The 23,205-nt window shown below is 38.4% G+C and carries 22 protein-coding genes, 2 tRNA genes and 1 rRNA gene; 23 read left to right on the forward strand and 2 right to left on the reverse strand.

The window, feature by feature from the left end:
* The first annotated feature begins 8 nt into the window (after nucleotides 1-8).
* The 7 genes from AC1DEF_RS27115 to AC1DEF_RS27145 all read left to right on the forward strand — a co-directional run bounded on the left by AC1DEF_RS27115 (nucleotide 9) and on the right by AC1DEF_RS27145 (nucleotide 5,331).
* Nucleotides 9-1,622 carry a putative polysaccharide biosynthesis protein gene (locus AC1DEF_RS27115; RefSeq protein WP_097825376.1) on the forward strand — a complete coding sequence of 538 codons (1,614 nt, stop codon included), beginning with the start codon at nucleotides 9-11 and terminating at the stop codon, nucleotides 1,620-1,622.
* 4 nt (nucleotides 1,623-1,626) lie between these two features.
* Nucleotides 1,627-3,087: a bifunctional methyltransferase/pyrophosphohydrolase YabN gene (gene yabN, locus AC1DEF_RS27120; RefSeq protein ID WP_097825375.1), complete on the forward strand. Its 1,461-nt coding sequence runs from the start codon at nucleotides 1,627-1,629 to the stop codon at nucleotides 3,085-3,087.
* Between the two features lie 20 nt (nucleotides 3,088-3,107).
* Entirely contained in the window at nucleotides 3,108-3,374 is a 267-nt protein-coding gene (locus AC1DEF_RS27125; protein WP_013054875.1) for an RNA-binding S4 domain-containing protein, read from the forward strand.
* Between the two features lie 99 nt (nucleotides 3,375-3,473).
* Nucleotides 3,474-3,779 (forward strand): sporulation protein YabP, encoded by a 306-nt coding sequence (yabP, locus tag AC1DEF_RS27130; protein WP_013054876.1) that lies wholly within the window; start codon nucleotides 3,474-3,476, stop codon nucleotides 3,777-3,779.
* Nucleotides 3,776-4,399 (forward strand): spore cortex biosynthesis protein YabQ, encoded by a 624-nt coding sequence (gene yabQ, locus AC1DEF_RS27135; RefSeq protein ID WP_097825374.1) that lies wholly within the window; start codon nucleotides 3,776-3,778, stop codon nucleotides 4,397-4,399. The genes yabP and yabQ overlap by 4 nt, the downstream gene beginning before the upstream one ends.
* 4 nt (nucleotides 4,400-4,403) lie before the next feature.
* On the forward strand, nucleotides 4,404-4,775 hold the full coding sequence (locus AC1DEF_RS27140; RefSeq protein ID WP_013054878.1) for an FtsB family cell division protein: 372 nt from the start codon (nucleotides 4,404-4,406) through the stop codon (nucleotides 4,773-4,775).
* 88 nt (nucleotides 4,776-4,863) lie between these two features.
* Nucleotides 4,864-5,331: a S1 domain-containing RNA-binding protein gene (locus AC1DEF_RS27145; protein ID WP_013054879.1), complete on the forward strand. Its 468-nt coding sequence runs from the start codon at nucleotides 4,864-4,866 to the stop codon at nucleotides 5,329-5,331.
* A 120-nt stretch (nucleotides 5,332-5,451) separates the two neighbouring features.
* On the opposite strand, the gene AC1DEF_RS27150 is transcribed toward AC1DEF_RS27145, so the two are convergent.
* Together AC1DEF_RS27150 and AC1DEF_RS27155 are read right to left on the reverse strand one after the other, a co-directional pair.
* Nucleotides 5,452-5,523 (reverse strand) — tRNA-Glu (locus tag AC1DEF_RS27150).
* A 10-nt stretch (nucleotides 5,524-5,533) separates the two neighbouring features.
* Nucleotides 5,534-5,607, reverse strand: a tRNA-Met gene (locus AC1DEF_RS27155).
* 312 nt (nucleotides 5,608-5,919) lie between these two features.
* Here AC1DEF_RS27155 and spoIIE point away from each other — a divergent pair.
* From spoIIE to AC1DEF_RS27235, 16 genes are all read left to right on the forward strand, one after another.
* On the forward strand, nucleotides 5,920-8,397 hold the full coding sequence (gene spoIIE, locus AC1DEF_RS27160) for a stage II sporulation protein E (RefSeq protein WP_013054880.1): 2,478 nt from the start codon (nucleotides 5,920-5,922) through the stop codon (nucleotides 8,395-8,397).
* Between the two features lie 71 nt (nucleotides 8,398-8,468).
* Nucleotides 8,469-9,209 carry a VWA domain-containing protein gene (locus AC1DEF_RS27165; RefSeq protein ID WP_013054881.1) on the forward strand — a complete coding sequence of 247 codons (741 nt, stop codon included), beginning with the start codon at nucleotides 8,469-8,471 and terminating at the stop codon, nucleotides 9,207-9,209.
* Nucleotides 9,178-10,143: a protein kinase domain-containing protein gene (locus AC1DEF_RS27170; protein ID WP_097825373.1), complete on the forward strand. Its 966-nt coding sequence runs from the start codon at nucleotides 9,178-9,180 to the stop codon at nucleotides 10,141-10,143. The genes AC1DEF_RS27165 and AC1DEF_RS27170 overlap by 32 nt, the downstream gene beginning before the upstream one ends.
* 96 nt (nucleotides 10,144-10,239) lie before the next feature.
* A complete protein-coding gene (gene tilS / locus AC1DEF_RS27175) occupies nucleotides 10,240-11,616 on the forward strand; it encodes a tRNA lysidine(34) synthetase TilS (protein WP_013081349.1) in 1,377 nt (458 codons plus the stop codon).
* Nucleotides 11,617-11,643: 27 nt separating this feature from the next.
* Entirely contained in the window at nucleotides 11,644-12,183 is a 540-nt protein-coding gene (hpt, locus tag AC1DEF_RS27180; RefSeq protein WP_097825372.1) for a hypoxanthine phosphoribosyltransferase, read from the forward strand.
* Nucleotides 12,184-12,276: 93 nt separating this feature from the next.
* Nucleotides 12,277-14,187, forward strand: coding sequence for an ATP-dependent zinc metalloprotease FtsH (gene ftsH, locus AC1DEF_RS27185; protein ID WP_097825371.1), 1,911 nt, complete (start codon nucleotides 12,277-12,279; stop codon nucleotides 14,185-14,187).
* 217 nt (nucleotides 14,188-14,404) lie between these two features.
* Complete coding sequence (locus AC1DEF_RS27190) at nucleotides 14,405-15,172, forward strand: type III pantothenate kinase (protein WP_013054886.1); 768 nt, start codon at nucleotides 14,405-14,407, stop codon at nucleotides 15,170-15,172.
* A gap of 12 nt (nucleotides 15,173-15,184) precedes the next feature.
* On the forward strand, nucleotides 15,185-16,063 hold the full coding sequence (gene hslO / locus AC1DEF_RS27195; RefSeq protein ID WP_097825370.1) for an Hsp33 family molecular chaperone HslO: 879 nt from the start codon (nucleotides 15,185-15,187) through the stop codon (nucleotides 16,061-16,063).
* A gap of 201 nt (nucleotides 16,064-16,264) precedes the next feature.
* Complete coding sequence (gene cysK, locus AC1DEF_RS27200; protein ID WP_013054888.1) at nucleotides 16,265-17,203, forward strand: cysteine synthase A; 939 nt, start codon at nucleotides 16,265-16,267, stop codon at nucleotides 17,201-17,203.
* Nucleotides 17,204-17,300: 97 nt separating this feature from the next.
* Nucleotides 17,301-18,716, forward strand: a complete 1,416-nt coding sequence (gene pabB, locus AC1DEF_RS27205; protein ID WP_097825369.1) for an aminodeoxychorismate synthase component I — start codon at nucleotides 17,301-17,303, stop codon at nucleotides 18,714-18,716.
* Nucleotides 18,717-18,718: 2 nt separating this feature from the next.
* Nucleotides 18,719-19,300 (forward strand): aminodeoxychorismate/anthranilate synthase component II, encoded by a 582-nt coding sequence (gene pabA, locus AC1DEF_RS27210; protein ID WP_013054890.1) that lies wholly within the window; start codon nucleotides 18,719-18,721, stop codon nucleotides 19,298-19,300.
* Between the two features lie 4 nt (nucleotides 19,301-19,304).
* Nucleotides 19,305-20,168, forward strand: a complete 864-nt coding sequence (gene pabC / locus AC1DEF_RS27215) for an aminodeoxychorismate lyase (RefSeq protein WP_097825386.1) — start codon at nucleotides 19,305-19,307, stop codon at nucleotides 20,166-20,168.
* Between the two features lie 21 nt (nucleotides 20,169-20,189).
* Entirely contained in the window at nucleotides 20,190-20,549 is a 360-nt protein-coding gene (folB, locus tag AC1DEF_RS27220) for a dihydroneopterin aldolase (RefSeq protein ID WP_013054892.1), read from the forward strand.
* Nucleotides 20,550-21,095 (forward strand): 2-amino-4-hydroxy-6-hydroxymethyldihydropteridine diphosphokinase, encoded by a 546-nt coding sequence (gene folK, locus AC1DEF_RS27225; protein WP_028410339.1) that lies wholly within the window; start codon nucleotides 20,550-20,552, stop codon nucleotides 21,093-21,095.
* A 272-nt stretch (nucleotides 21,096-21,367) separates the two neighbouring features.
* The gene (gene lysS / locus AC1DEF_RS27230; protein WP_013054894.1) at nucleotides 21,368-22,852 is read left to right on the forward strand and encodes a lysine--tRNA ligase; all 1,485 of its coding nucleotides are present in this window, start codon (nucleotides 21,368-21,370) and stop codon (nucleotides 22,850-22,852) included.
* A 282-nt stretch (nucleotides 22,853-23,134) separates the two neighbouring features.
* Nucleotides 23,135-23,205, forward strand: a 16S ribosomal RNA gene (locus AC1DEF_RS27235); the annotation flags it as partial.

A 23,205-nucleotide genomic window follows, 5' to 3' on the forward strand; every position in this document is an offset into this window, starting at 1 on the left:
GTGTAGGAATGCAGAAACAATCAAAGCTCTATTCTATTTTTAACGGCGCCGTTATTTTAACGCTCGCAGGTTTATTTACGAAAATCTTAAGTGCCACTTATCGTATTCCATATCACCATATCGCGGGAGATATAGGGTTTTATATCTATCAGCAAGTTTATCCGCTATATGGAATTGCGCTACAGCTAGGTACATATGGTTTCCCTGTAATTATTTCAAAGTTAGTAGCTGAGTATGCGGTAACAAATCGGAGAAAGGAAATCCGAGGAATACTTCAAGTTTCGTTTGCTTTTTTATTTGTAGTAGGCTGCACGATATTTGCGTTCGAATATATTTTCGCAGAAACGATTGCCGAATGGATGGGAGATCGTAAGTTAACAGTTCTCATTCAAATTATTTCATTTTCCTTTTTACTTATTCCGTTTATTGCTGTTATTCGTGGTTATTATCAAGGGTTACATAATATGTTTCCTACAGCGTTGTCTCAAATTGCAGAACAAGTTGTACGGGTAGGGACTATTTTGTATCTGTCTATTTTCTTGATCCAACATGGTTATGATTTATATACTGCAGGGGCGGGAGCTATTTTTGGTTCTATAACAGGCGGTATAACATCCCTTGTTATTTTATTTTTATTTGTTTTTAGAACAAAGACAAATTCTAAGGGAGTATTTCAACGCATAAAAAAAGCAGACATCAAGAGAATATTTAAAATCCTTGTTATTCAAGGCTTATTAATTTGTATTAGCGGTATGGGTCTGCTGTTTATCCAGCTTATTGACTCCTTTACTTTATATTCTAGTCTAACGGCGCACGGCATGGCTGAAGAAGCAGCACAAATTTTAAAAGGTATTTACGACCGTGGTCTTCCGTTGATTCAATTAGGTACAGTAGTAGGTACAGCTTTTTCGCTTTCGCTTGTACCTGTTATTTCTTCAGCCATTGCGAAAAAGAACCTGTCATTTGTGGTTGAAAAAGTTCAGCTGTCTCTCCGTCTATCGCTTGTAGTCGGAGTTGGAGCAGCTTTTGGCTTGATTGCGCTGATGAAACCCATTAATATGCTTTTATACGGTGACTCCCACGGAACGGACGTTTTACAAATTTTGAGCTTGTTAGTTATATTTACAACAGTAGCAGCAACTGCTGGAGCTGTGCTGCAGGGGATGGGCGCTGTTTTCGCGCCTGTAATAGCCGTCATCGCTGGCATGGCAGTCAAACTGATATTGAATCTTTGGCTAATACCAGATTTTCAAACCATAGGAGCAGCCATTGCTTCCTCAACTGGATTCGCTATCGTTGCAGCAATCAATCTATTTTGTCTGTATAAAAAGCTAGCTGTACTTCTTGTTCCGAAAAAGGCGAGTGGAGGTATTTTTATAACGGGCATAGCAATGGTCGTTCTTTTGCAAAGCTATTTATTTTGTTTACATCACTTTGCATGGTCTAATGGTTTAGATATAAGCAAACAAGTGGTTGAAACAGGAGCTGGTGTTTTAATAGGCGGTTTGTTTTATTTGTTTATCATTATGAAACAACATATTTTTACCGAAGAAGAATTACGTTTACTTCCAATGGGAAGTGTTTTAGCTAAATACGTATTAAAAAATAAATTAAGAAGGTGAAGCAATGACAGGTAAAGTAACAGTTATTGGTTTAGGAGCAGGCGATTTAGAACAGCTACCTGTAGGCATTTATCGCTTGCTACAGCAGGAAAAGCATATTTATATGCGCACAAAAGAACATCCTGTAATCAAAGAATTAGAAAGTGAAGGCTTGACGTATGTATCCTATGATGACGTATACGAATCTTATGATGCATTTGAACAGGTATATGAACATATATCAAGTGATTTAATCGATAAAGCTTCAATAGAAGAAGTGGTGTATGCCGTTCCCGGGCACCCTTTAGTGGCAGAACGTACGGTTCAATTACTTTTACAAAAAGGAAAAGAACGAGGCATTCCTGTTGAAATTAAAGGAGGACAAAGCTTCTTAGACCCAATTTTTGGTGCGCTAAAGATCGATCCTATCGAAGGGTTTCAGCTACTAGACGGAACAGATTTAAAGCGAAGCGAAATAGAGTTAACCGGTCATGTTCTAATTGCTCAAGTGTACGATCAGTTCGTTGCCTCAGAGGTAAAGCTAACGCTGATGGAACATGTTCCTGATGATTACCTCGTTTACATTGTAACAGCAGCGGGAAGCAGCGAAGAAAAAACCCAGCCGGTCAAGCTGTATGAATTGGATAGAGAAATGTCGCTCAATAACTTAACGACTATTTATGTCCCTCCAGTAGCAGATGAAACAATTTTATACCATCAATTTGACGCATTCAGAAGGATTATTGCCACGCTCAGAGGACCAAACGGATGTCCTTGGGATCAAAAACAAACGCATGAATCGCTCAAGCGCTATTTGTTAGAAGAGTCTTATGAGTTATTAGATGCAATTGATCGTCAAGATGACGATAATATGATTGAAGAGCTTGGTGATGTATTGCTACAGGTATTGCTTCATGCACAAATCGGTGAAGATGAAGGAATGTTTTCAATTGATGATGTCATTCGCAGTGTTGCAGAGAAAATGGTAAGGCGCCATCCGCATGTATTTGGTGAAGTAAGCGTAAATGATGCAGACGAGGTCTTAAAAAATTGGGATGAAATCAAAAAAGAAGAAAAAGGAGAGGAACCTTCTTCTCTGTTAGCTTCTGTACCTGGGTCTATGCCTTCTTTAATGAAAGCGCATGGATACCAAAAACAAGCTGCAAAAGTTGGTTTCGATTGGTCAGAAGTTGAACCAATGTGGGGGAAAGTACAGGAAGAACTTGCTGAATTCCAAGAGGAAGTACAGCATGCTGATAAAGAAAAAATGAGCGATGAATTTGGAGATATTTTATTTGCTTTAGTGAATATTGCAAGATTCTATAAAATCGACTCTGAAGCTGCATTAGCTAAAACGAATACAAAATTTTTAAATCGATTTCAATATATTGAAGAAAAAGTGAGAGCTTCTGAAAAACCATTTGAATCTTTTTCGTTAGAAGAGTTAGATGAATTTTGGGAAGAAGCAAAAAAAACAGGTTTGTAAAACAGAAAGGTGAGGGAATTATGAGGTTAGATAAATTTTTAAAAGTATCACGTTTAATTAAGCGCCGTACATTAGCAAAAGAAGTATCAGACAAGGGGCGTATTACCATTAATGGTATCGTTGCAAAAGCAAGCACAAATGTGAAAGTAGGAGATGAATTAGCGATCACATTTGGCACGAAGAAAATTACCGTTAAAATAGAGGCTCTTCAAGAAGCAGCTAAAAAAGAAGAAGCAGCTAATTTGTACTCAATTGTCAAAGAAGAGCGTATTTCATCTGAAGTATAACTGATGAAGGCTTGTTCTAAATCACCTTTCTCATTCATATGTTTTAAACAACAGATAACAAGAGCGAATGCTCTTAATGAATGAGGTGGGGATGAAGATATGAGCCAATTTTACGAAACAAGCAATTCAAACAAAGACCATACTCCAAATCATGATTTAGTGATGAAGGGTCGGCGTCTCTTAGATATCACGGGTGTGAAGCAGGTAGAGAGCTTTGATAATGAGGAATTTTTACTTGAAACAGTGATGGGTTTCTTGTCAGTTAGAGGGCAAAATCTGCAAATGAAAAATTTAGACGTTGATCAAGGAATTGTATCGATAAAAGGAAAAATCTTTGATATAGTTTACTTAGATGAGAACCAATCGGAGAAGGCTAAAGGATTCTTTAGTAAGTTGTTTCGATGAGTTTAAACATTCAGCTCTATACAATGCTTGCGATGGTATCGATGGGAAGCGGTTTAGGTGCTTCTCTCGATACTTATCGTTACTTTGTTAATCGCTCTAAATCACGCCCATGGTTTGTATTTGTGAATGACGTATTGTTTTGGATGGTGCAAGCTCTTCTCATTTTTTACGTGTTGTTTTTAGTGAATGAAGGAGAACTGCGTTTGTATGCGTTTCTTGCTTTGTTTTGCGGCTTTGCCGCGTATCAAAGCTTATTTCAATCACTGTATTTAAAAGTATTAACATTTACTGTCTCGAGCGTATTAAGTTTATATCGAGGTGTTTTAACGCTTAGTAATATTTTTTTGGTCAAGCCTATCCGCTTCTTTATTCATATTTTAGTTGTAGTCGCTTTAGGGATCTACCGAGCTGTTCATAAGTTGCTCGTATTCTGTCTAAAGCTTATTTACGTACCGACCAGGTGGCTTCTTTTCGTATTTTGGAGAATGGTGCCTAAACCTGTAAAACGATTTTTACATATGGGTTTTCGGTATATAGAAGGAATTTACAATCGTGCAAAGAATATGATAATGAGAATCGTTGCATGGGTGAACACTTTAAAAAACAAGGGGGACGACTAATTCAATGAGTGCGGTACGAAAAAAAAAGGTCGCGAAGTTAAATACTGATTATAGCCATAAACAAGAGCAAATTAAACAAAATACAGATCGAAAGCGTATCGGTTTAATTAGGCGTTTGACTGTTTTCGGAGTGTTGGCCTTAATCATTGGTGGATTGATGGTATCAGCTTTAATTACGCAAACCTCAGCTATTGAGAACAAAAAAGCTGAGAAGGTGAAATTAGAACAGCAGCTGACAAAATTACAAAGCAAGCAAAAACAGTTAAAAGGTGAAATCGTCAAGTTAAATGACGATGATTATATTAAAAAGATTGCCCGCAGAGATTATTTTTTATCAGAAGACGGGGAAATTATCTTTAATGTAAAAAAAGACTAAACGTATGGTTCGTTGACAGTGTATTTTTGCTTTTTGTATAATATAATAAATTGATTTCTTTTATCATTTAAGGAGGAGCATTTTTTTTATGTCAATCGAAGTAGGCAGCAAGTTACAGGGAAAGGTAACAGGTATTACGAACTTTGGAGCTTTTGTTGAGTTACCAGGAGGTTCAACAGGCTTGGTTCATATCAGTGAAGTAGCTGATAATTACGTAAAGGACATTAACGACCATTTAAAAGTGGGCGACGAAGTTGAAGTCAAAGTAATTAACGTTGAGAAAGATGGTAAAATTGGTCTTTCAATTAAGAAAGCGGTAGACAAACCAGAACGTCCAGAGAGACCGGAGCGTCCTGCAAGAGCGCCACGCTCAGACCGTCCACGTGATTCACGCCCACAACGTAATAACAATCGTGGTGGCGGTAATGATTTCCGTACAAAAGAAACATTCGAACAAAAAATGAATCGTTTCTTAAAAGACAGTGAAGAACGTTTATCTTCCCTAAAACGCCATACCGAATCAAAACGCGGTGGACGCGGTGCAAAACGCGGTTAACTTGCTGCTTATATCAAATAGATAGCGAGTTTTTGGAAAGTGCCTTTTATCTAAAAGGTGCTTTTTTTATATGTAAAAAAGAGTAGAAAAAAAGCATGTACTGTTGTACATGCTTTTTGATGACCCGTACGGGATTCGAACCCGTGTTACCGCCGTGAAAGGGCGGTGTCTTAACCGCTTGACCAACGGGCCGTTATTCGAGTAGCGGCGGAGGGGATCGAACCCCCGACCTCACGGGTATGAACCGTACGCTCTAGCCAGCTGAGCTACACCGCCATTATACGTTCTCTAAAAGACATTTATAATAATATAAAAAAGAAGGGTTATTGTCAATAACTTTTTTGTTATTTTTATAGACTATTATTTGCTTTTAAAAAAGAATGATGAGCATAGGCTTTCTCTGAGGCAAACAGTATCTCTGATATTTTTTAAATTGCCATGTAAGATTGTACATCTTTTTGTATAGTTTTCAATATAATACTAGAAAATAGTCGAACGATTATAGGTATTTTGCTAGTCCGTTTGACAAAATTTCACCTTTCGCCGCGATATAATAATGAATAAGTATAATTAGCGGGTGGTGGGAGAATGCAAAAGACGGAAAGAGATTTTGCAAGTCCAACAACAGAGGCGGTATTTAACCGAACTAGATTAGAAATGTCCCGTGTGTTTACAAAGGCGGGTATGAAAACGGAAAAGGTGTTATTTCAATGGGGATTGTTGCTGCTAGTCGTAGGTTTTTTATTAGGACGAGCGTTAATTTTAATGAAAATCATGCCATTTGCTTTGCCATTCTTTGCAGCTGTAATGGCTATAAAGAAAGAAAAAGCACCGTTAGCAAGTTTAGCCGTATTGGCAGGGGCATTTAGTGTTTCCATTCAAAATGGAGGTACCGTATTTGCTACACTATTTGTTTTCTTACTAATTCATCGATTTAGCGGCATACTGACAATGGATCCGTTAAAGAAGCTGCCGTTCACTGTATTTAGCGCGATGTTACTTACAAAACTAACTATTTTTTATGTGTTTACCAAGGAATTCACCATGTATGATTTTACATTTGTGGCAGTAGAAGCAGGGTTGAGCTTTATCTTAACCATGATTTTCTTACAAAGCGTGCCTTTAATTTCATACCGAAAGCGAAAACAATCATTAAAAACAGAAGAAGTGATTTCTCTAATCATTTTGTTGGCATCTGTTATGACGGGGACAATAGGGTGGATGATTTACGGGCTTTCGGCTGAACATATATTATCTCGTTACTTAGTATTAGTTTTTGCGTTTGTATCTGGCCCCACGATAGGAGCTACGGTAGGGGTCGTAACCGGTTTAATTTTAAGCTTCGCGAATGTTTCCAGTTTGTATGAAATGAGTTTACTCGCTTTTTCCGGCTTGCTTGGAGGACTTTTAAAAGACGGTAAAAAGCTAGGAGCAGCTCTTGGGCTGGTTGTTGGTTCATTGCTAATTGGCCTATATGCTCAGGCAGATCAAGGGTTGACGACTAATTTGTATGAATCACTGACGGCTGTTGTCCTATTTTTATTAACCCCATCTTTTGTTTTGAAAAACTTGAGTAAATTAGTACCAGGGACATCTGAAAACATGCTTGAACAACAGCAGTACGTGCGCAAGATCCGAGATGTAACAGCGAATCGCGTAGAACAGTTCTCAAATGTTTTTCAAGCACTTTCCAAAAGCTTTACGCAAAATGGATTTTATGATGAAAAGCCAAGCGCCGATAAAGAAGTCGATTATTTCTTAAGCAGCGTTACCGAAAGGACGTGCCAATTTTGTTTTAAAAAAGAACAATGTTGGGCACAGCAGTTTGATACAACCTATGAATATATGAAGGAAATTATGCTTGAAGTTGATAATGGCACTCTTGAACAAAATCCAAGACTAATTCGAGAAATGGACAAACATTGTGTGAAATCGAAAAAAGTCATCGATGTGATTGAGCATGAACTTACGTATTTTAAAGCCAATCAGCACTTAAAAGCCCAAATTCAAGAAAGTAGAAGGATTGTAGCAGAACAGCTTCACGGTGTTTCTGAAGTCATGGGGAATTTTGCAAAAGAAATTAAGCGAGAGCGCGAAAATTTAAATGTACAAGAAGAACAGATTTTAGAAGCTCTTCGCAACTTTGGGATGGAAATCAATCAAATTGAAATTTATAGCTTAGAACCTGGAAATGTAGATATTGAAATGTGGGTGCCATATTGTCACGGAAGAGGAGAATGCGAGAAGATTATTGCGCCAATGCTTACAGATATCTTAGGTGAAAGTATTGTAGTAAAGAACGAAGAATGTGCTAAATATCCTCAAGGCTATTGCCACGTTTCGTTTGGCTGTACAAAAGCGTACGTTGTTGATACAGGCGTAGCACATGCTGCTAAAGGCGGAGGGTTTGTATCCGGTGACAGCTACTCCATGATTGAGCTAAACGCTGGTAAGTATGCACTAGCTATTAGCGATGGTATGGGGAATGGAGAGCGTGCCCACTATGAAAGCAGCGAAACGCTTCAGCTGTTAAAACAAATTTTACAAACAGGAATAGAAGAGACAATTGCAATTAAATCGATTAACTCTATTTTATCGCTGCGTACAAACGATGAAATCTTTTCTACGTTAGATTTAGCGATGATCGACTTACAAGATGCCAATGTAAACTTCTTGAAAATCGGTTCTACGCCAAGCTTCATCAAACGTGGAGATAAGGTGATTAAAATACAGGCAAGCAATTTGCCAATGGGCATTATTGAAGAATTTGAAGTGGATGTTGTAAATGAACAAATGAAGGCCGAAGACTTATTAATTATGATGAGTGATGGCGTATTTGAAGGACCAAAACACGTTGAGAACTACGAAATGTGGATGAAGCGAAAAATTGGCGAGCTTCAAACAAACGATCCACAAGAAATTGCAGACTTAATTATGGAAGAAGTTATTCGAACAAAATCAGGTTTGATTGAAGATGATATGACGGTAGTTGTGGCAAAACTTCAGCACAATACTCCGAAATGGTCATCGATTCCTTCTTACGCTTATCGTAAAAAAGCACAATAGTTAGATAGAAGTATATTTTATCTCCTCCTCGTCTATCATGTTAATACTGATAATGAGGAGGGGATTTTTTTATGAAAAAAGGTACATTGAAACAGATGTTGGTCATTACGGACGGTGGTTCGAATACAGGTGAAGATCCGGTAGCAATGGCAGCACTAGCTAAAGAACAAGGGATTAGTGTAAACGTTATTGGTGTGATGGAAGAGGACACAATTGATGAGCAAAGCACGAATGAAATAGAAGGCATTGCCATGTCAGGCGGTGGCGTGAGTCAAATTGTTTACGTAAAACAGCTTTCTCAAACTGTTCAAATGGTTACAAGGCAAGCAATGACGCAAACACTTCAAGGCGTTGTAAATAAAGAGCTTCAGCAAATTCTAGGTTCCTCTAATTCAAGATTAGAAGAGTTATCTCCTGAGAAGCGAGGAGAAATCATGGAAGTTGTTGATGAACTTGGGGAAACGGTTGACTTAGAGATTCTTATTTTAGTTGACATGAGCGGAAGTATGAAAAATAAGCTTCCTACTGTAAAGGAGTCACTGTTAGATTTATCGTTAAGCTTGAATGCTCGCATGGGGCATAATCAATTTTCAATCTTTTTATTTCCTGGGAAAAAGAAAGATGTAGAGAAGCTAATGGACTGGAATCCAAGATTAGAGTCGCTTTCAACAATTTTTCCAAAACTAACAGCAGGAGGTATTACGCCTACTGGACCGGCTATCAAAGAGGCTACTCATTATTTCACCAAAAAGCGCTCATTGAGAGGGTTGTTAAAAAATAATGAACAATACATTGAAGAATCAGGTATGTAACCTATCTCCGGGAACAGAAATTCAAGGGAAATGGCATCACGTCCATTATAAAATTCTTGAGAAATTAGGCGTGGGGGCAACTGGAGTTGTCTATTTAGTTCAATTAGTAAACGGAACGCTAGCAGCGTTAAAAATAAGCTTTTCCAACATGTCTGTTACAGCAGAAGTGAATGTATTAAAAAAGCTCTCTCAAGTCAAAGACAAAGTGCTAGGACCGCGCTTACTTGATGTAGATGATTGGAGCTATGGTTCTCATGCTCTTTCTTTCTATGTAATGGAGTATGTGAAAGGGCAGCCTCTCCTTTCCTTTATCTCAACAAGAGGGACAGAATGGCTGCAAGTATTTGCAAGTCAACTCTTAACAGACTTGGAAAACCTTCATGAAGAAGGTTGGGTATTTGGCGATTTAAAACCAGAAAACCTGGTCGTAACATCTAACCCCGTAAAAGTTCGATGGATTGACGTCGGAGGAACAACTCTGCAAGGGCGGTCAATAAAAGAATTTACCGACTTTTATGATCGGGCGCACTGGGGGCTTGGCTCCCGAAAAGCAGAACCGACCTATGATTTGTTTGCTGTATCTATGGTTTTGATTCACGCAGCTTATGGCAAGCGAATTAATAAAACGGACAAACCGGCTGAACAATTAAAACAATTTATATTAACAACAAAGCAGTTGGAACCTTTCGGGGACGTTTTGTATCAAGCGGTTACGGGAAAGTATAAGTCAGCTAAAGAAATGAAAACAGAGGTGTTATCGGTCGAAAAAAGAAGAGGGGCAAAAAGTAAAGGAACAAAACCTCAAAACGTTCGTCAACCGTCTGCCCCTCGTGTTAAAGTAAAGAAGAAGCGTTTTCACGTGTTAGAGACGCTACTACTTTGTACGTCTGTAATGTTGATTTATATTTTGTATCTATTTATTCAAGTGCTATAAAGTTTGGAGAAATTGTGAAACTTTCCTTATAGTCATTCGTATAAAGTAAATTAATGATACATTATTGCGTGTACATTATAAGGATGAGTCATTCCTATGGAAAAGCAAGTGAACAATTTTATGACAAAACATCAGTTATTATCCGCAGGCTCTACAGTGGTTGTAGGTATTTCTGGTGGTCCTGATTCTTTAGCACTGCTGCATTTCTTATGGAGTCTGAAAGAGCAAAAATCTCTCACTATTATTGCTGCTCATGTTGATCATATGTTCCGGGGAGAAGAGTCACAGCAAGACATGGAATATGTGCAGAACTACTGCAAACAATTGAATATTAAATGTGAGGCGAAGCAGATTGATGTTACTGCCTATCAGAAGGAAAGAAAGTTATCTTCTCAAGTAGCAGCCAGAGAATGCCGCTATACATTTTTTACTCATGTTATGAAGAAGCACAAAGCAAATTTTCTTGCATTAGGACATCACGGAGATGATCAGATTGAAACGATGTTAATGCGAATGGTCCGAGGCAGTACGATGAATGGATACGCAGGGATGCAGCCCAAGCGGCCATATGCGGATGGATTTATTATTAGGCCGTTCCTAGCCGTAACGAAAGAAGAAATCAATCGCTACTGTAAGCTACATGGGCTTACCCCTCGGATTGATCCGAGTAATGAGAAAGACTCGTACACGAGAAATCGGTTTCGTCATTACGTTTTGCCATTTTTAAAGCAAGAAAATGCAGCTGTACATGAAAAATTTCAACAATTTAGCGAGAACTTGCATGAAGATCAAGCATACTTAGAGGAATTAACGACCGATGTGATGAATAAAGTAATGAGAAAGAAATTGCAAAATGAAATTCTCATCGATAGAGATTGTTTTCTAAGGATACGCAAGCCTTTACAAAGGCGTGGTATTCAACTAATATTAAACTATCTCTATAAAGAAATTCCTCCAACCCTTTCCTCAGCGCATGTTGACATGTTAGTAGGATTTTGCGAAAGTGAAAAACCGTCTGGGACGCTTGACTTTCCAAATGGTTTACGTATTATCCGATCTTACAACGACTGTCTTTTCACCTTTAATGAGGGGAACATCGAGCCATATGAATTTATTGTTCCGATTCCAGGGGTCGTCGAGCTTCCAAATGGTCACCAGCTTATTTGTGAAATACATAATAAAGTCGAAGATATAAAAGGAAACGATGTTTTTCTTTTAGATGAAGCTCACGATTTACAATCATTAAAGGTAAGGACACGAAAAAATGGCGATAAAATGCGAGTAAAGGGCATGAAGGGACATAAAAAAGTAAAGGATATTTTTATCGATGAAAAAATCCCTTTACACTTCAGAGATCATTGGCCGGTAGTGGAAGATAGCCAAGGAACTATTTTGTGGCTACCTGGTTTGAAAAAATCTGCTTATGAACTGCATACACATAAGTCCAGATATGTTATTTTATACTATAAGTAGCGAAAACTTCTAGGAGGCAAGTAAGGAATGAAGCAGGATATTCAAGAAATTTTGATTTCAGAAGAAGAAATACAACAGAAAGTAAAAGAATTGGGTAAGCTATTATCTAAGGAATACGCTGACCGTTTTCCTTTGGTAATCGGTGTATTAAAAGGCGCTATGCCTTTTATGTCTGATCTAATTAAGCGTGTTGATACATATTTAGAAATGGATTTTATGGATGTATCAAGTTATGGCAATGCGATGGTTTCTTCTGGTGAAGTAAAAATCCTAAAAGATTTAGATACATCAGTTGAAGGTCGAGATATTCTTATCTTAGAGGATATTATCGACAGCGGCTTAACGCTTAGCTATCTTGTAGAGTTATTCAAGTACCGTAAAGCTAAGTCAATTAAGATTGTCACACTCTTAGACAAACCAACAGGTCGTAAAGCATCTATTAAAGCAGATTACGTTGGATTTGAAGTACCCGATGCATTCGTAGTAGGGTATGGATTAGATTATCAAGAAAAATATCGTAACCTGCCGTATATTGGGGTTCTGAAACCGCAAGTATACAGCAATTAATAAGCACATATCCAAGTGCAATTTATTGGATAGGATAAATGTTCTATGTTAGTATTGAATACAGTATTTGTTTATCGTGGGAGGAGGTAAGAAATGAATCGGATCTTCCGTAATACCATCTTTTATTTACTTATATTTTTAGTCATTATTGGCGTGGTAAGCTTCTTTAGTGGCTCTAATCAAAAAGCAGAACCAATGAGATACGATACATTTGTTCAACACTTAGACAAAGGTGATGTGAAATCACTCTCTATGAAGCCTGAAAGAGGCGTGTATGTTGTGCAAGGGAAGTTAGATTCTTATAAAAAGGATCAAACGTTCCAAACTTACATCGTAGATGGTGACAAAGCACTTGATCGTATTGACGCTGCTTCAGAAAATAATCAAGTAGAAGTTGATTTTAAACCTGCTGATGAAACAAGCGGCTGGGTAACGTTCTTTACGTCAATCATTCCGTTTGTTATTATTTTCATCCTATTCTTCTTCTTACTGAACCAAGCTCAAGGTGGCGGAAGCCGCGTTATGAACTTCGGTAAAAGTAAGGCTAAGCTTTACAGCGAAGAAAAGAAAAAGGTTAAATTTAAAGACGTAGCTGGTGCAGACGAAGAAAAACAAGAACTTGTGGAAGTTGTTGAGTTCTTAAAAGATCCTCGTAAATTCGCAGAGCTAGGTGCAAGAATTCCGAAGGGTGTCTTACTTGTGGGACCTCCTGGTACTGGTAAAACATTATTAGCAAGAGCTGTTGCTGGTGAAGCAGGCGTTCCTTTCTTCTCTATCAGTGGTTCAGATTTTGTTGAAATGTTTGTTGGGGTCGGTGCTTCTCGTGTTCGTGATCTATTCGAAAATGCGAAGAAGAATGCTCCATGTATTATCTTTATTGATGAAATCGATGCTGTAGGTCGTCAACGTGGCGCAGGTCTTGGTGGTGGACACGATGAGCGTGAACAAACATTAAACCAGTTGCTTGTTGAGATGGATGGTTTTGGTGCTAACGAAGGTATCATTATCATTGCAGCAACAAACCGCCCGGATATCTTAGATCCAGCGTTATTACGTCCAGGCCGCTTCGACCGTCAAATTACGGTAGATCGTCCAGATGTAAATGGCCGTGAAGCAGTGCTTAAAGTACATGCTCGCAATAAGCCTTTAGATGAATCAGTAAACTTAAAAGCAATTGCTATGCGTACGCCAGGTTTCTCAGGTGCAGATCTCGAAAACTTGTTAAACGAAGCTGCCTTAGTAGCTGCTAGACAGGACAAAAAGAAAATTGAAATGGTTGACATTGACGAAGCAACAGACCGCGTAATTGCAGGTCCAGCTAAGAAAAGTCGAGTTATTTCTAAAAAAGAACGCAATATTGTTGCTTATCATGAAGCAGGACATACAATTATCGGTGTCGTATTAGACGAAGCTGATATGGTACATAAAGTAACCATTGTTCCACGTGGGCAAGCTGGTGGATATGCTGTTATGTTACCAAAAGAAGATCGCTACTTTATGACGAAGCCAGAGCTGCTGGATAAAATTGTTGGATTGCTTGGTGGTCGCGTAGCTGAGGAAATTATTTTCGGCGAAGTGAGTACAGGTGCTCATAATGACTTCCAGCGTGCAACAAGCATCGCTCGTAAAATGGTAACAGAATACGGTATGAGTGAAAAGTTAGGACCAATGCAATTCGGTCAATCACAACAAGGCCAAGTATTCTTAGGTCGTGATTTACACAGTGAACAAAACTACAGTGATGCGATTGCTCATGAAATTGATAATGAAATCCAACGTTTCATTAAAGAAAGCTATGAGCGTGCGAAGCAGATCTTAACGGAAAACCGTGACAAGTTAGAGCTTGTAGCTCAAACATTGTTAGAAGTAGAAACGTTAGACGCTGAGCAAATCAACCACTTAGTAGATCATGGAACTCTTCCAGACCGTTCTAGTCACGTAACAGAGGAAGATGTTAAAGTAAACATCCAAACAAAGACAGACGATGAAGAGCCAAAAGCATAAGACAATAAAGATCAGTGGAGATATTCTCCACTGATTTTTTAATGGGCAAAAGTTAGGTTTGGTAAAAGATTTTCGTATATATGGTGGATAAGTAGGATATCCACTAGAGAATCGTGTCATTATATTCCTATTTTATCTAGAATATACACGTCTATTTACCAGTTATGGTATGATGGTTTCAGTGTGAATACTGAATTTATATAAAGTGGTGATTGAAATGATTTTTGTATTAGATGTTGGAAATACGAATACGGTATTAGGTGTATACGATGGAGATGAATTGAAGTATCACTGGCGTGTAGAAACAAGCCGTAATAAAACAGAAGACGAGTATGGCATGACAATCAAAGCCTTGCTTGAGCACGTTAGTTTATCTTTTAAAGATATTCATGGTATTATTATTTCCTCTGTTGTTCCTCCTATTATGTTTGCATTGGAGAGAATGTGTCAAAAGTATTTTCATTTAAAGCCGCTTGTTGTTGGTCCTGGAATTAAGACGGGTTTAAATATTAAATATGAAAATCCGCGTGAAGTGGGAGCAGACCGTATTGTAAATGCTGTTGCTGGAATTCAGCTATACGGAAGCCCTTTAATTATCGTTGATTTTGGTACCGCAACCACATATTGCTATATTGATGAAAATAAGCAATATATGGGTGGTGCGATTGCCCCTGGTATTAATATTTCGACAGAAGCTCTTTATTCAAGAGCATCTAAGCTTCCGCGAATTGAAATTGCGCGACCAAATAGCATTGTGGGAAAAAATACAGTATCTGCGATGCAAGCAGGTATTTTATATGGATACGTTGGACAAGTAGAAGGAATTGTAGCAAGAATGAAAGAGCAAGCAACAGTAAATCCTAAAGTTATTGCTACTGGAGGACTCGCAACATTGATTGCTAAAGAGTCGGATATTATTGATATTGTGGATCCATTTTTGACTTTAAAAGGATTGCAAATAATTTATACAAAAAATATGGAGTAAGAGGTGTATATTATGGGTGACTATTTAGTAAAAGCATTAGCTTACAATAGTCAAGTTCGCGCTTATGCAGTAAAAACAACGGATACAGTTGGAGAAGCGCAGCGCCGTCACTATACATGGCCTACAGCCTCTGCAGCATTGGGACGTTCAATGACTGCGGGAGTCATGATGGGGGCTATGCTAAAGGGTGAGCAAAAGCTAACAATTAAAATTGAAGGCCGCGGCCCAATTGGCGTTATTTTAGTAGACAGCAATGCTAAAGGGGAAGTGCGTGGATATGTAACGAATCCACAAACGCACTTCGATTTAAATCAGCATGGGAAATTAGATGTAGCACGTGCTGTGGGTACAGAGGGCACGTTAAGTGTCGTAAAAGATATCGGAATGCGTGATCAATTTAACGGACAAGTACCTATTGTATCGGGAGAATTAGGAGAGGATTTCACGTATTATTTTGTGACATCTGAACAAGTCCCATCTTCAGTAGGTGTAGGTGTACTTGTTAACCCTGATAACACGATCTTAGCTGCGGGCGGATTTATCATTCAGCTTCTGCCGGGAACAGATGATAAAACGATTACAGCTATTGAACAACGATTACAGACGATTGAACCAATTTCAAAACTGATTCAAAAAGGTCTTTCTCCTGAGGAAATCTTAGAAGAAGTTCTTGGAAAAGAAAATGTGAAGTTTCTGGAGACAATGCCTGTAGAGTTCAAATGTCAGTGCTCAGAAGAAAGAATTGCCAATGCTATTATCAGCTTAGGACAAGAAGAGATTCAATCGATGATTGAGGAAGACGGCCAAGCTGAAGCCCAGTGTCATTTCTGTAATGAGACCTATCGTTTTGATAAAAAGCAGCTTGAAGAAATGAAAAAACAAGCAATTTAAATGAAATAAAAGATTCTTAAAAGGCGTCATTTTATAAATGAGCGCCTTTTTTTATAGATATTAAGTTCTATTTCTGTATATATTGATCTAAAAATATAACAAAATTAGGTAAATGGAAAGACAAAATGATTGACAATTTAGAAAACATCTGATAAATTGTATACAAAATCAATAAAATTAGTTGGTATTAGGAGTGGTCATATGGCACGTATTGCAAATTCAATTACAGAGTTAATTGGTCAAACACCAATCGTAAAACTAAACCGTCTAGTTGAAGAAGATATGGCGGATGTATATTTAAAATTAGAATTTATGAACCCGGGAAGCAGCGTAAAAGATCGTATCGCATTAGCGATGATTGAAGATGCGGAAGCAAAAGGTGTGTTAAAACCTGGCGACACAATCATTGAACCAACAAGTGGTAACACAGGAATTGGCTTAGCAATGGTAGCTGCAGCAAAAGGATACCGTGCTATTTTAACAATGCCTGAAACGATGAGTATTGAGCGTCGTAATCTGCTTCGTGCATACGGTGCAGAGTTAGTATTAACACCAGGTCCAGAAGGAATGAAAGGGGCGGTTAATAAAGCAACTGAGCTTGCAAAAGAGCACGGCTACTTTATTCCTCAGCAGTTCCAAAACGAGGCGAACCCAGAAGTGCACCGTCAAACAACGGCTAAAGAAATTATCGAGCAGTTCGGCGATCAGCTAGATGGATTTGTGGCAGGTATCGGTACTGGCGGTACTATTACAGGTGCTGGTGAAGTGTTAAAAGAAAAGTACCCAAATATCAAAATTTATGCGGTAGAGCCAGCTGATTCTCCGATTTTAAGCGGTGGTCAACCAGGACCACATAAAATTCAAGGAATTGGTGCAAACTTTGTTCCGGATACGCTTAACACGGAAGTATATGACGAAGTTGTCGCTGTTCAAAACGATCAAGCTTTTGAATATGCCCGTAAAGTAGCAAAAACAGAAGGTGTACTAGTAGGTATCTCTTCTGGGGCTGCGATTTATGCTGCGTTAAAAGCTGCAAAACAGCTTGGAAAAGGTAAAAAAGTGTTAGCGATTATTCCAAGTAACGGTGAGCGTTACCTAAGTACTCCATTGTTCCAATTCGAGGAACAAACACAAGCATAAAAACGATAAAAAAACAGCTTCTATATGAAGCTGTTTTTTTTCATCTAAGAATCATGTAAAATGAAAGCAGGTGATTTATTTTTAGGAGAGTGAACAAATGCAGCAAAGAATGACTTGGGGCGAATCTATTTCTATCTCTAAAAACCAATGGTTCAAAAAATATCAAGAGTTGTCAAAAGAGGAACCGAATCATATCCTGCTTGAAAGCGGTCGAGGCGGAAAGTTTCAAATGATGGGATTAAAACCTGTAGCCATTTTGCGAGGCGAACAAAACGAGCTTCATATCAAAACGGATGGCCAAGTTACTGTTCAAAAAGGTAATCCGCTTCATCTTATGCGAGACTGGATGAAGAAGTTTGAAGCAGAGGTGAATCCAGATCTTCCTCCTTTTCAAGGTGGAGCAATTGGCTTTATTAGCTATGATTATATCCGCTATGTAGAAACCATACCTGACCTTGCTGAAGATTCATTGAAAACGCCGGACGTTTATTTCCTTATTTTCGATCACGTATTTGTATACGATCAAGAAAAGGAAAAGCTCTGGATTATCGTTAATGACGAAGCAGATTGTAAAGAGCAGGCACATAAGCGTATTGATCAATACAAAAAGGACTGGATGGAGGCAAGTGATGAAGGACTCTCATATGAGCGGATTCATCGTGTTGCCGAAAAGAGTGAGGTTTCGATGTCTGAAGCTGCTTTTTCAGATGCCACAACACGCGTACATGAGTACATCGGGCAAGGCGATGTGTTTCAAGTGAACTTATCTGTTCGACAGTCTCAACAGCTTCAAACTCATCCTATGCATATCTACGAACAGGTACGAAAAATCAACCCGTCACCTTACATGTCTTATATGCAGACAGAAGAATTTCACATTGTGAGCTGTTCACCAGAACTATTAGTGAAAAAAGCCGGTGATGAAATCAGTACGAGACCGATTGCGGGAACACGCTCCCGCGGTAAGGATGATCAAGAAGATCAACAGTTAGCGGATGAGCTTATTCATAACGAAAAAGAGCGTGCAGAGCATGTGATGCTTGTTGACTTAGAGCGTAATGATCTTGGTAGAGTAAGCGAATATGGTACTGTGCATGTTGACGAGTTTATGGTTATTGAAAAATATTCACATGTCATGCATATTGTGTCTAATGTAAAAGGCAAGCTCGCGCGCAACAAAGATTTTGTAGATATCGTAGATGCGGTTTTTCCTGGAGGAACGATTACTGGAGCACCTAAAGTTCGTACAATGGAAATCATTGAAGAACTTGAACCAGTTCGAAGAGGAATTTATACAGGATCGATTGGTTGGATTGGGTTTAATGGAGATATGGAATTAAATATTGCGATTCGCACTATGATTATTCAAGACGGCCAAGCTTATGTGCAGGCTGGTGCGGGTGTTGTGATTGATTCAAATCCGAAACACGAATACAAAGAATCACTGAAAAAAGCAATTGCACTATGGAAAGCAAAAGAGCAGAGCGAAAATGAGCTGAGTGAGGGTGAGTAAAGATGATATTAATGATTGATAATTATGATTCTTTTACGTTTAATTTAGTACAGTATTTAGGTGAGCTAGGGCATGAGCTTCTTGTAAAAAGAAATGATGAAATTACACTTTCTGAAATTGAAGTGCTAAATCCAGATTTCTTGATGATCTCCCCAGGACCATGCAGTCCCAACGAAGCGGGAATCAGTCTAGAAGCCATCGAGTATTTTGCAGGTAAGATTCCAATATTCGGCGTATGCTTAGGGCATCAGTCGATTGGGCAAGCTTTTGGAGGGAATGTGATTCGTGCGGATAAATTAATGCACGGGAAAACATCTGAAATGCATCATGATGGCCGTACTATCTTTAAAGGTCTTGATAATCCGTTCACGGCAACGCGTTATCATTCTTTGATTGTAGAAAAAAGTTCACTGCCGGATTGCTTTGAGATTTCAGCGTGGACAGCAGAAGATGAAATTATGGCGATTCGCCATAAATCATTACCTATTGAAGGAGTACAGTTCCATCCTGAATCTATCATGACTTCTTACGGTAAAGAAATGCTGAAGAATTTTATTGAAACTTACGAAAAAAAGCGAGTGTAATGATATGTATATATACGTAAATGGCGAAGTAAAGTCTGCGTCTGAAGCCACTATTTCTCCGTTTGATCACGGATATATGTATGGCCTAGGGCTGTTTGAAACGTTACGAGTGTATGAAGGTCATCCATTTCTAGTGGAAGACCATCTGGATCGACTGCATAGCAGCTTACGTGAATTAAATATTGTATGGGACTACTCTACACAGGACGTGTTGGAAATCATTAATAGTCTGTTAATGAAAAACAATGAGAGAAATGCGTATGTTCGATTAAATGTCTCAGCAGGAAATGGCGGAATTGGCTTGCAGGTGGAAGAATACGACAAGCCATCTACAATCGTATATATGAAATCAATGCCTCATCCATCGAGCCCCCTTGTAAAAGAGGGGCTTATTCTTGAGACGAAACGAAATACGCCTGAAGGAACCATGAGGTTAAAGTCTCATCATTATTTAAATAATGTACTAGCTAAGCGAGAAGTTGGTTCAGACTTAAATAAAGAGGGTATCTTTTTAACAAAAGAAGGGTTCTTAGCGGAAGGTATTGTGTCCAATTTATTTTTTGTAAAAGATGATTGTGTATATACGCCGTCTCTTGAAACAGGTATCTTAAATGGAATTACGAGACAGTTTATCTTTACGCTTTTACAAAAGAAAAACATAGAGTTTGTAGAAGGCTTATTTACGGTGGAACAGCTCTTGGAGGGTGATGAAGCTTTCGTTACAAATTCCATTCAAGAAATCGTACCTCTTCGAAGTATAAAGGATAAGCAGTTTTCAGTAGGAGACCATACGCTGACAGCTCAGTTGCAAAAAGAGTATCGCTCTTACACGATGTCGCTAATGAGTCGACACGAGCTACATGTATAAAAGCGAAAGGAGAGACTAAAGATGGATAAAATTTATGTAAATGATATGCGTTTCTATGGCTATCATGGCGTATTTCCAGAAGAAAATAAATTAGGGCAGCGTTTTCACGTGGATTTAGCTGTGGAACTGGATTTAAAGCAAGCTGGTACTACGGACAATTTAGAATACTCGGTGAGCTATGCAGATTTATACCAAACATGCCAGGAAGTTGTAGAGAAGCGCACGTTCAAGTTAGTTGAAACGGTGGCTGAAACGATTGCATCTGAATTGCTTGCTAATTACGAACTCGTGCAGGCTTGTACAGTAAAGGTATATAAACCCGATCCGCCAATTCCCGGTTATTATCAATCGGTAGCTATTGAAATTAAAAGGAGCCGTTGAATGACAACAGAAGCATATATTGCATTAGGATCAAATATTGGAAATCGAATGGAACATTTGAAGTCAGGAGTTACTGGCTTGATGAAACACTCTGAGATTAAGGTAGTGGCTGTTTCATCTGTTTATGAAACGGCCCCTGTCGGGTATACGAATCAAGCAAGCTTTTTAAACATGGTAGTAAAAATACAAACAACGTATTCGTCAGAGCACCTTTTAGATTGTTTGCAAGCCATTGAACAAACGGCAGGCCGAAAAAGAGAGATTGTATGGGGACCTAGAACCCTTGATTTAGATATCTTACTTTATAGTAATGAAATCATTCACACGGATAGACTGAGCGTCCCTCATCCCCGAATGTTTGAACGAGCGTTTGTGATGGTTCCTCTAAACGAACTAGCTCCATCTCTTATTCTCCCTGTAGCAGAAGAAAAAGTTGAAACCATCACAACACGTTTATCAGATTTAAAAGATGTAAAATTATTTCGAGAGCAAACAACGGGTATACTAGATATGTTCGAAAATAATCGTAATGATTTACATAAGTGAAAATGAATCTTATTAGTTGATTCATTTTTATATTGGCGTAAAGTAGAGTTCATAGTGAAAACTTTGAGATTTGGGTTCGCAGGTTTTGGGTTTATTCGGTAGCTTGTTAGAGAAATCGAAGAAAAAGAGAAGCGAAGCAAGAATAAAGCGATTTGACATAGAGAAACGACTGAACCTATAATAATTTTAAAGAAACGTAGTAGTTGCCAGTAAACATGCTGGCCTTTTTTCTGTTTCGGAAAACTTAATTATACGATGGAGATGAGTAAACGATGAGTCATGAAGAATTAAATGATCAATTTCTCGTTCGTCGCGAAAAAATGAGCAACCTACGAGATCAAGGTATTGATCCGTTTGGTCAACGTTTTGAACGTACACATACATCACAGCAATTAATTAGTGAGTATGACGAGTTAACAAAAGAACAGTTAGAAGAAAATGAAGTGCCTGTGTCACTAGCTGGTCGTATTATGACAAAGCGTGGAAAAGGAAAAGCAGGTTTCGCTCACGTTCAAGATTTAACAGGACAAATTCAGCTTTATGTACGTAAAGATGCAATTGGCGAAGAACAGTACGAAATCTTCAGCAGCGTAGATATCGGTGACTTGGTAGGGGTTGAAGGTGTTTTATTCAAAACAAAAGTTGGCGAACTTTCTATTAAAGTAAAAGATTTTACGTTACTAACAAAAGCGCTTCGTCCACTTCCAGATAAATATCATGGTTTAAAAGATATTGAACAGCGCTACCGTCAACGTTACTTAGATTTAATTACAAACCCAGAAAGTAAACAAACATTTATCTCAAGAAGCCGCATTATTCAATCGATGCGCCGTTACTTAGATAATCATGGATATTTAGAAGTTGAAACACCGATGATGCATTCAATCGCAGGTGGAGCAGCAGCTCGTCCGTTTGTGACACACCACAATGCGCTTGATATGGAACTTTATATGCGTATTGCGATAGAACTTCATTTAAAACGTTTAATCGTAGGTGGATTAGAAAAAGTATACGAAATTGGCCGTGTATTCCGTAATGAAGGTGTATCTACACGTCACAATCCTGAATTTACAATGATCGAATTGTACGAAGCGTATGCGGACTACAAAGATATCATGGCTTTAACAGAGAACTTAATTGCACACATTGCGCAAGAAGTACTTGGCACAACAAAGATTCAGTATGGCGATCAAGAGGTAGATTTAACTCCAGAGTGGACAAGACTTCATATGGTCGATGCTATTAAACAATATACGGGCGTAGATTTCTGGGGAGAAACATCTGTTGAAGAAGCTCGTGCTTTAGCGAAAGAACACGGGGTAGAAATCACTGAACATATGCAATATGGACATATTGTAAATGAATTCTTTGAACAAAAAGTAGAAGAGCAGTTAATTCAACCAACGTTCATTTACGGACATCCTGTAGAAATCTCTCCATTGGCTAAGAAAAATGCGGAAGATCCGCGTTTTACTGACCGTTTTGAGCTGTTTATCGTTGCGCGTGAACACGCGAACGCATTTACAGAGCTAAATGATCCAATTGACCAACGTGAGCGCTTTGAAGCTCAGTTGAAAGAGAAAGAACAAGGAAACGATGAAGCACATGAGATGGATGATGACTTCATTGAGGCATTAGAATATGGTATGCCACCTACAGGTGGTCTAGGAATCGGTATTGACCGCCTTGTTATGTTACTAACAAATGCACCGTCAATCCGTGATGTACTATTATTCCCACATATGCGTCAACGCTAAAAAAGAGATGGCTACGGCCATCTTTTTTTAGTTAATAATATTAGAAAATTTAAACTTTTAATTTACCTCTTGTTTTTATGAAATTGATTTGGTATATTTATATCTGTTGCTAACGCAGACAAGCGAAAACAACAAAAAGAAATAAAAAAGTTGTTGACATTACGTTAATAACTTGATAAGATAGTAAAGTCGTTTAAGAGCGATGGTTGAACTTTGAAAACTGAACAAAGCGACAAACGTCAACGTTAATTTTTATTTTTTAAATTGAGCAAGTCAAACATTTCTTCGGAGAGTTTGATCCTGGCTCAGGATGAACGCTGGCGGCGTGCCTAATACATGCAAGTCGAGCGAAC

It is taken from the genome of Priestia sp. 10L35 (genome assembly GCF_056395685.1).

Coding starts and splice junctions, on each gene's coding strand:
- AC1DEF_RS27115 (WP_097825376.1), top strand. CDS start 9: ATGCAGAAACAATCAAAGCTCTATTCTATTTTTAACGGCGCCGTTATT.
- yabN (WP_097825375.1), top strand. CDS start 1,627: ATGACAGGTAAAGTAACAGTTATTGGTTTAGGAGCAGGCGATTTAGAA.
- AC1DEF_RS27125 (WP_013054875.1), top strand. CDS start 3,108: ATGAGGTTAGATAAATTTTTAAAAGTATCACGTTTAATTAAGCGCCGT.
- yabP (WP_013054876.1), top strand. CDS start 3,474: ATGAGCCAATTTTACGAAACAAGCAATTCAAACAAAGACCATACTCCA.
- yabQ (WP_097825374.1), top strand. CDS start 3,776: ATGAGTTTAAACATTCAGCTCTATACAATGCTTGCGATGGTATCGATG.
- AC1DEF_RS27140 (WP_013054878.1), top strand. CDS start 4,404: ATGAGTGCGGTACGAAAAAAAAAGGTCGCGAAGTTAAATACTGATTAT.
- AC1DEF_RS27145 (WP_013054879.1), top strand. CDS start 4,864: ATGTCAATCGAAGTAGGCAGCAAGTTACAGGGAAAGGTAACAGGTATT.
- spoIIE (WP_013054880.1), top strand. CDS start 5,920: ATGCAAAAGACGGAAAGAGATTTTGCAAGTCCAACAACAGAGGCGGTA.
- AC1DEF_RS27165 (WP_013054881.1), top strand. CDS start 8,469: ATGAAAAAAGGTACATTGAAACAGATGTTGGTCATTACGGACGGTGGT.
- AC1DEF_RS27170 (WP_097825373.1), top strand. CDS start 9,178: ATGAACAATACATTGAAGAATCAGGTATGTAACCTATCTCCGGGAACA.
- tilS (WP_013081349.1), top strand. CDS start 10,240: ATGGAAAAGCAAGTGAACAATTTTATGACAAAACATCAGTTATTATCC.
- hpt (WP_097825372.1), top strand. CDS start 11,644: ATGAAGCAGGATATTCAAGAAATTTTGATTTCAGAAGAAGAAATACAA.
- ftsH (WP_097825371.1), top strand. CDS start 12,277: ATGAATCGGATCTTCCGTAATACCATCTTTTATTTACTTATATTTTTA.
- AC1DEF_RS27190 (WP_013054886.1), top strand. CDS start 14,405: ATGATTTTTGTATTAGATGTTGGAAATACGAATACGGTATTAGGTGTA.
- hslO (WP_097825370.1), top strand. CDS start 15,185: ATGGGTGACTATTTAGTAAAAGCATTAGCTTACAATAGTCAAGTTCGC.
- cysK (WP_013054888.1), top strand. CDS start 16,265: ATGGCACGTATTGCAAATTCAATTACAGAGTTAATTGGTCAAACACCA.
- pabB (WP_097825369.1), top strand. CDS start 17,301: ATGCAGCAAAGAATGACTTGGGGCGAATCTATTTCTATCTCTAAAAAC.
- pabA (WP_013054890.1), top strand. CDS start 18,719: ATGATATTAATGATTGATAATTATGATTCTTTTACGTTTAATTTAGTA.
- pabC (WP_097825386.1), top strand. CDS start 19,305: ATGTATATATACGTAAATGGCGAAGTAAAGTCTGCGTCTGAAGCCACT.
- folB (WP_013054892.1), top strand. CDS start 20,190: ATGGATAAAATTTATGTAAATGATATGCGTTTCTATGGCTATCATGGC.
- folK (WP_028410339.1), top strand. CDS start 20,550: ATGACAACAGAAGCATATATTGCATTAGGATCAAATATTGGAAATCGA.
- lysS (WP_013054894.1), top strand. CDS start 21,368: ATGAGTCATGAAGAATTAAATGATCAATTTCTCGTTCGTCGCGAAAAA.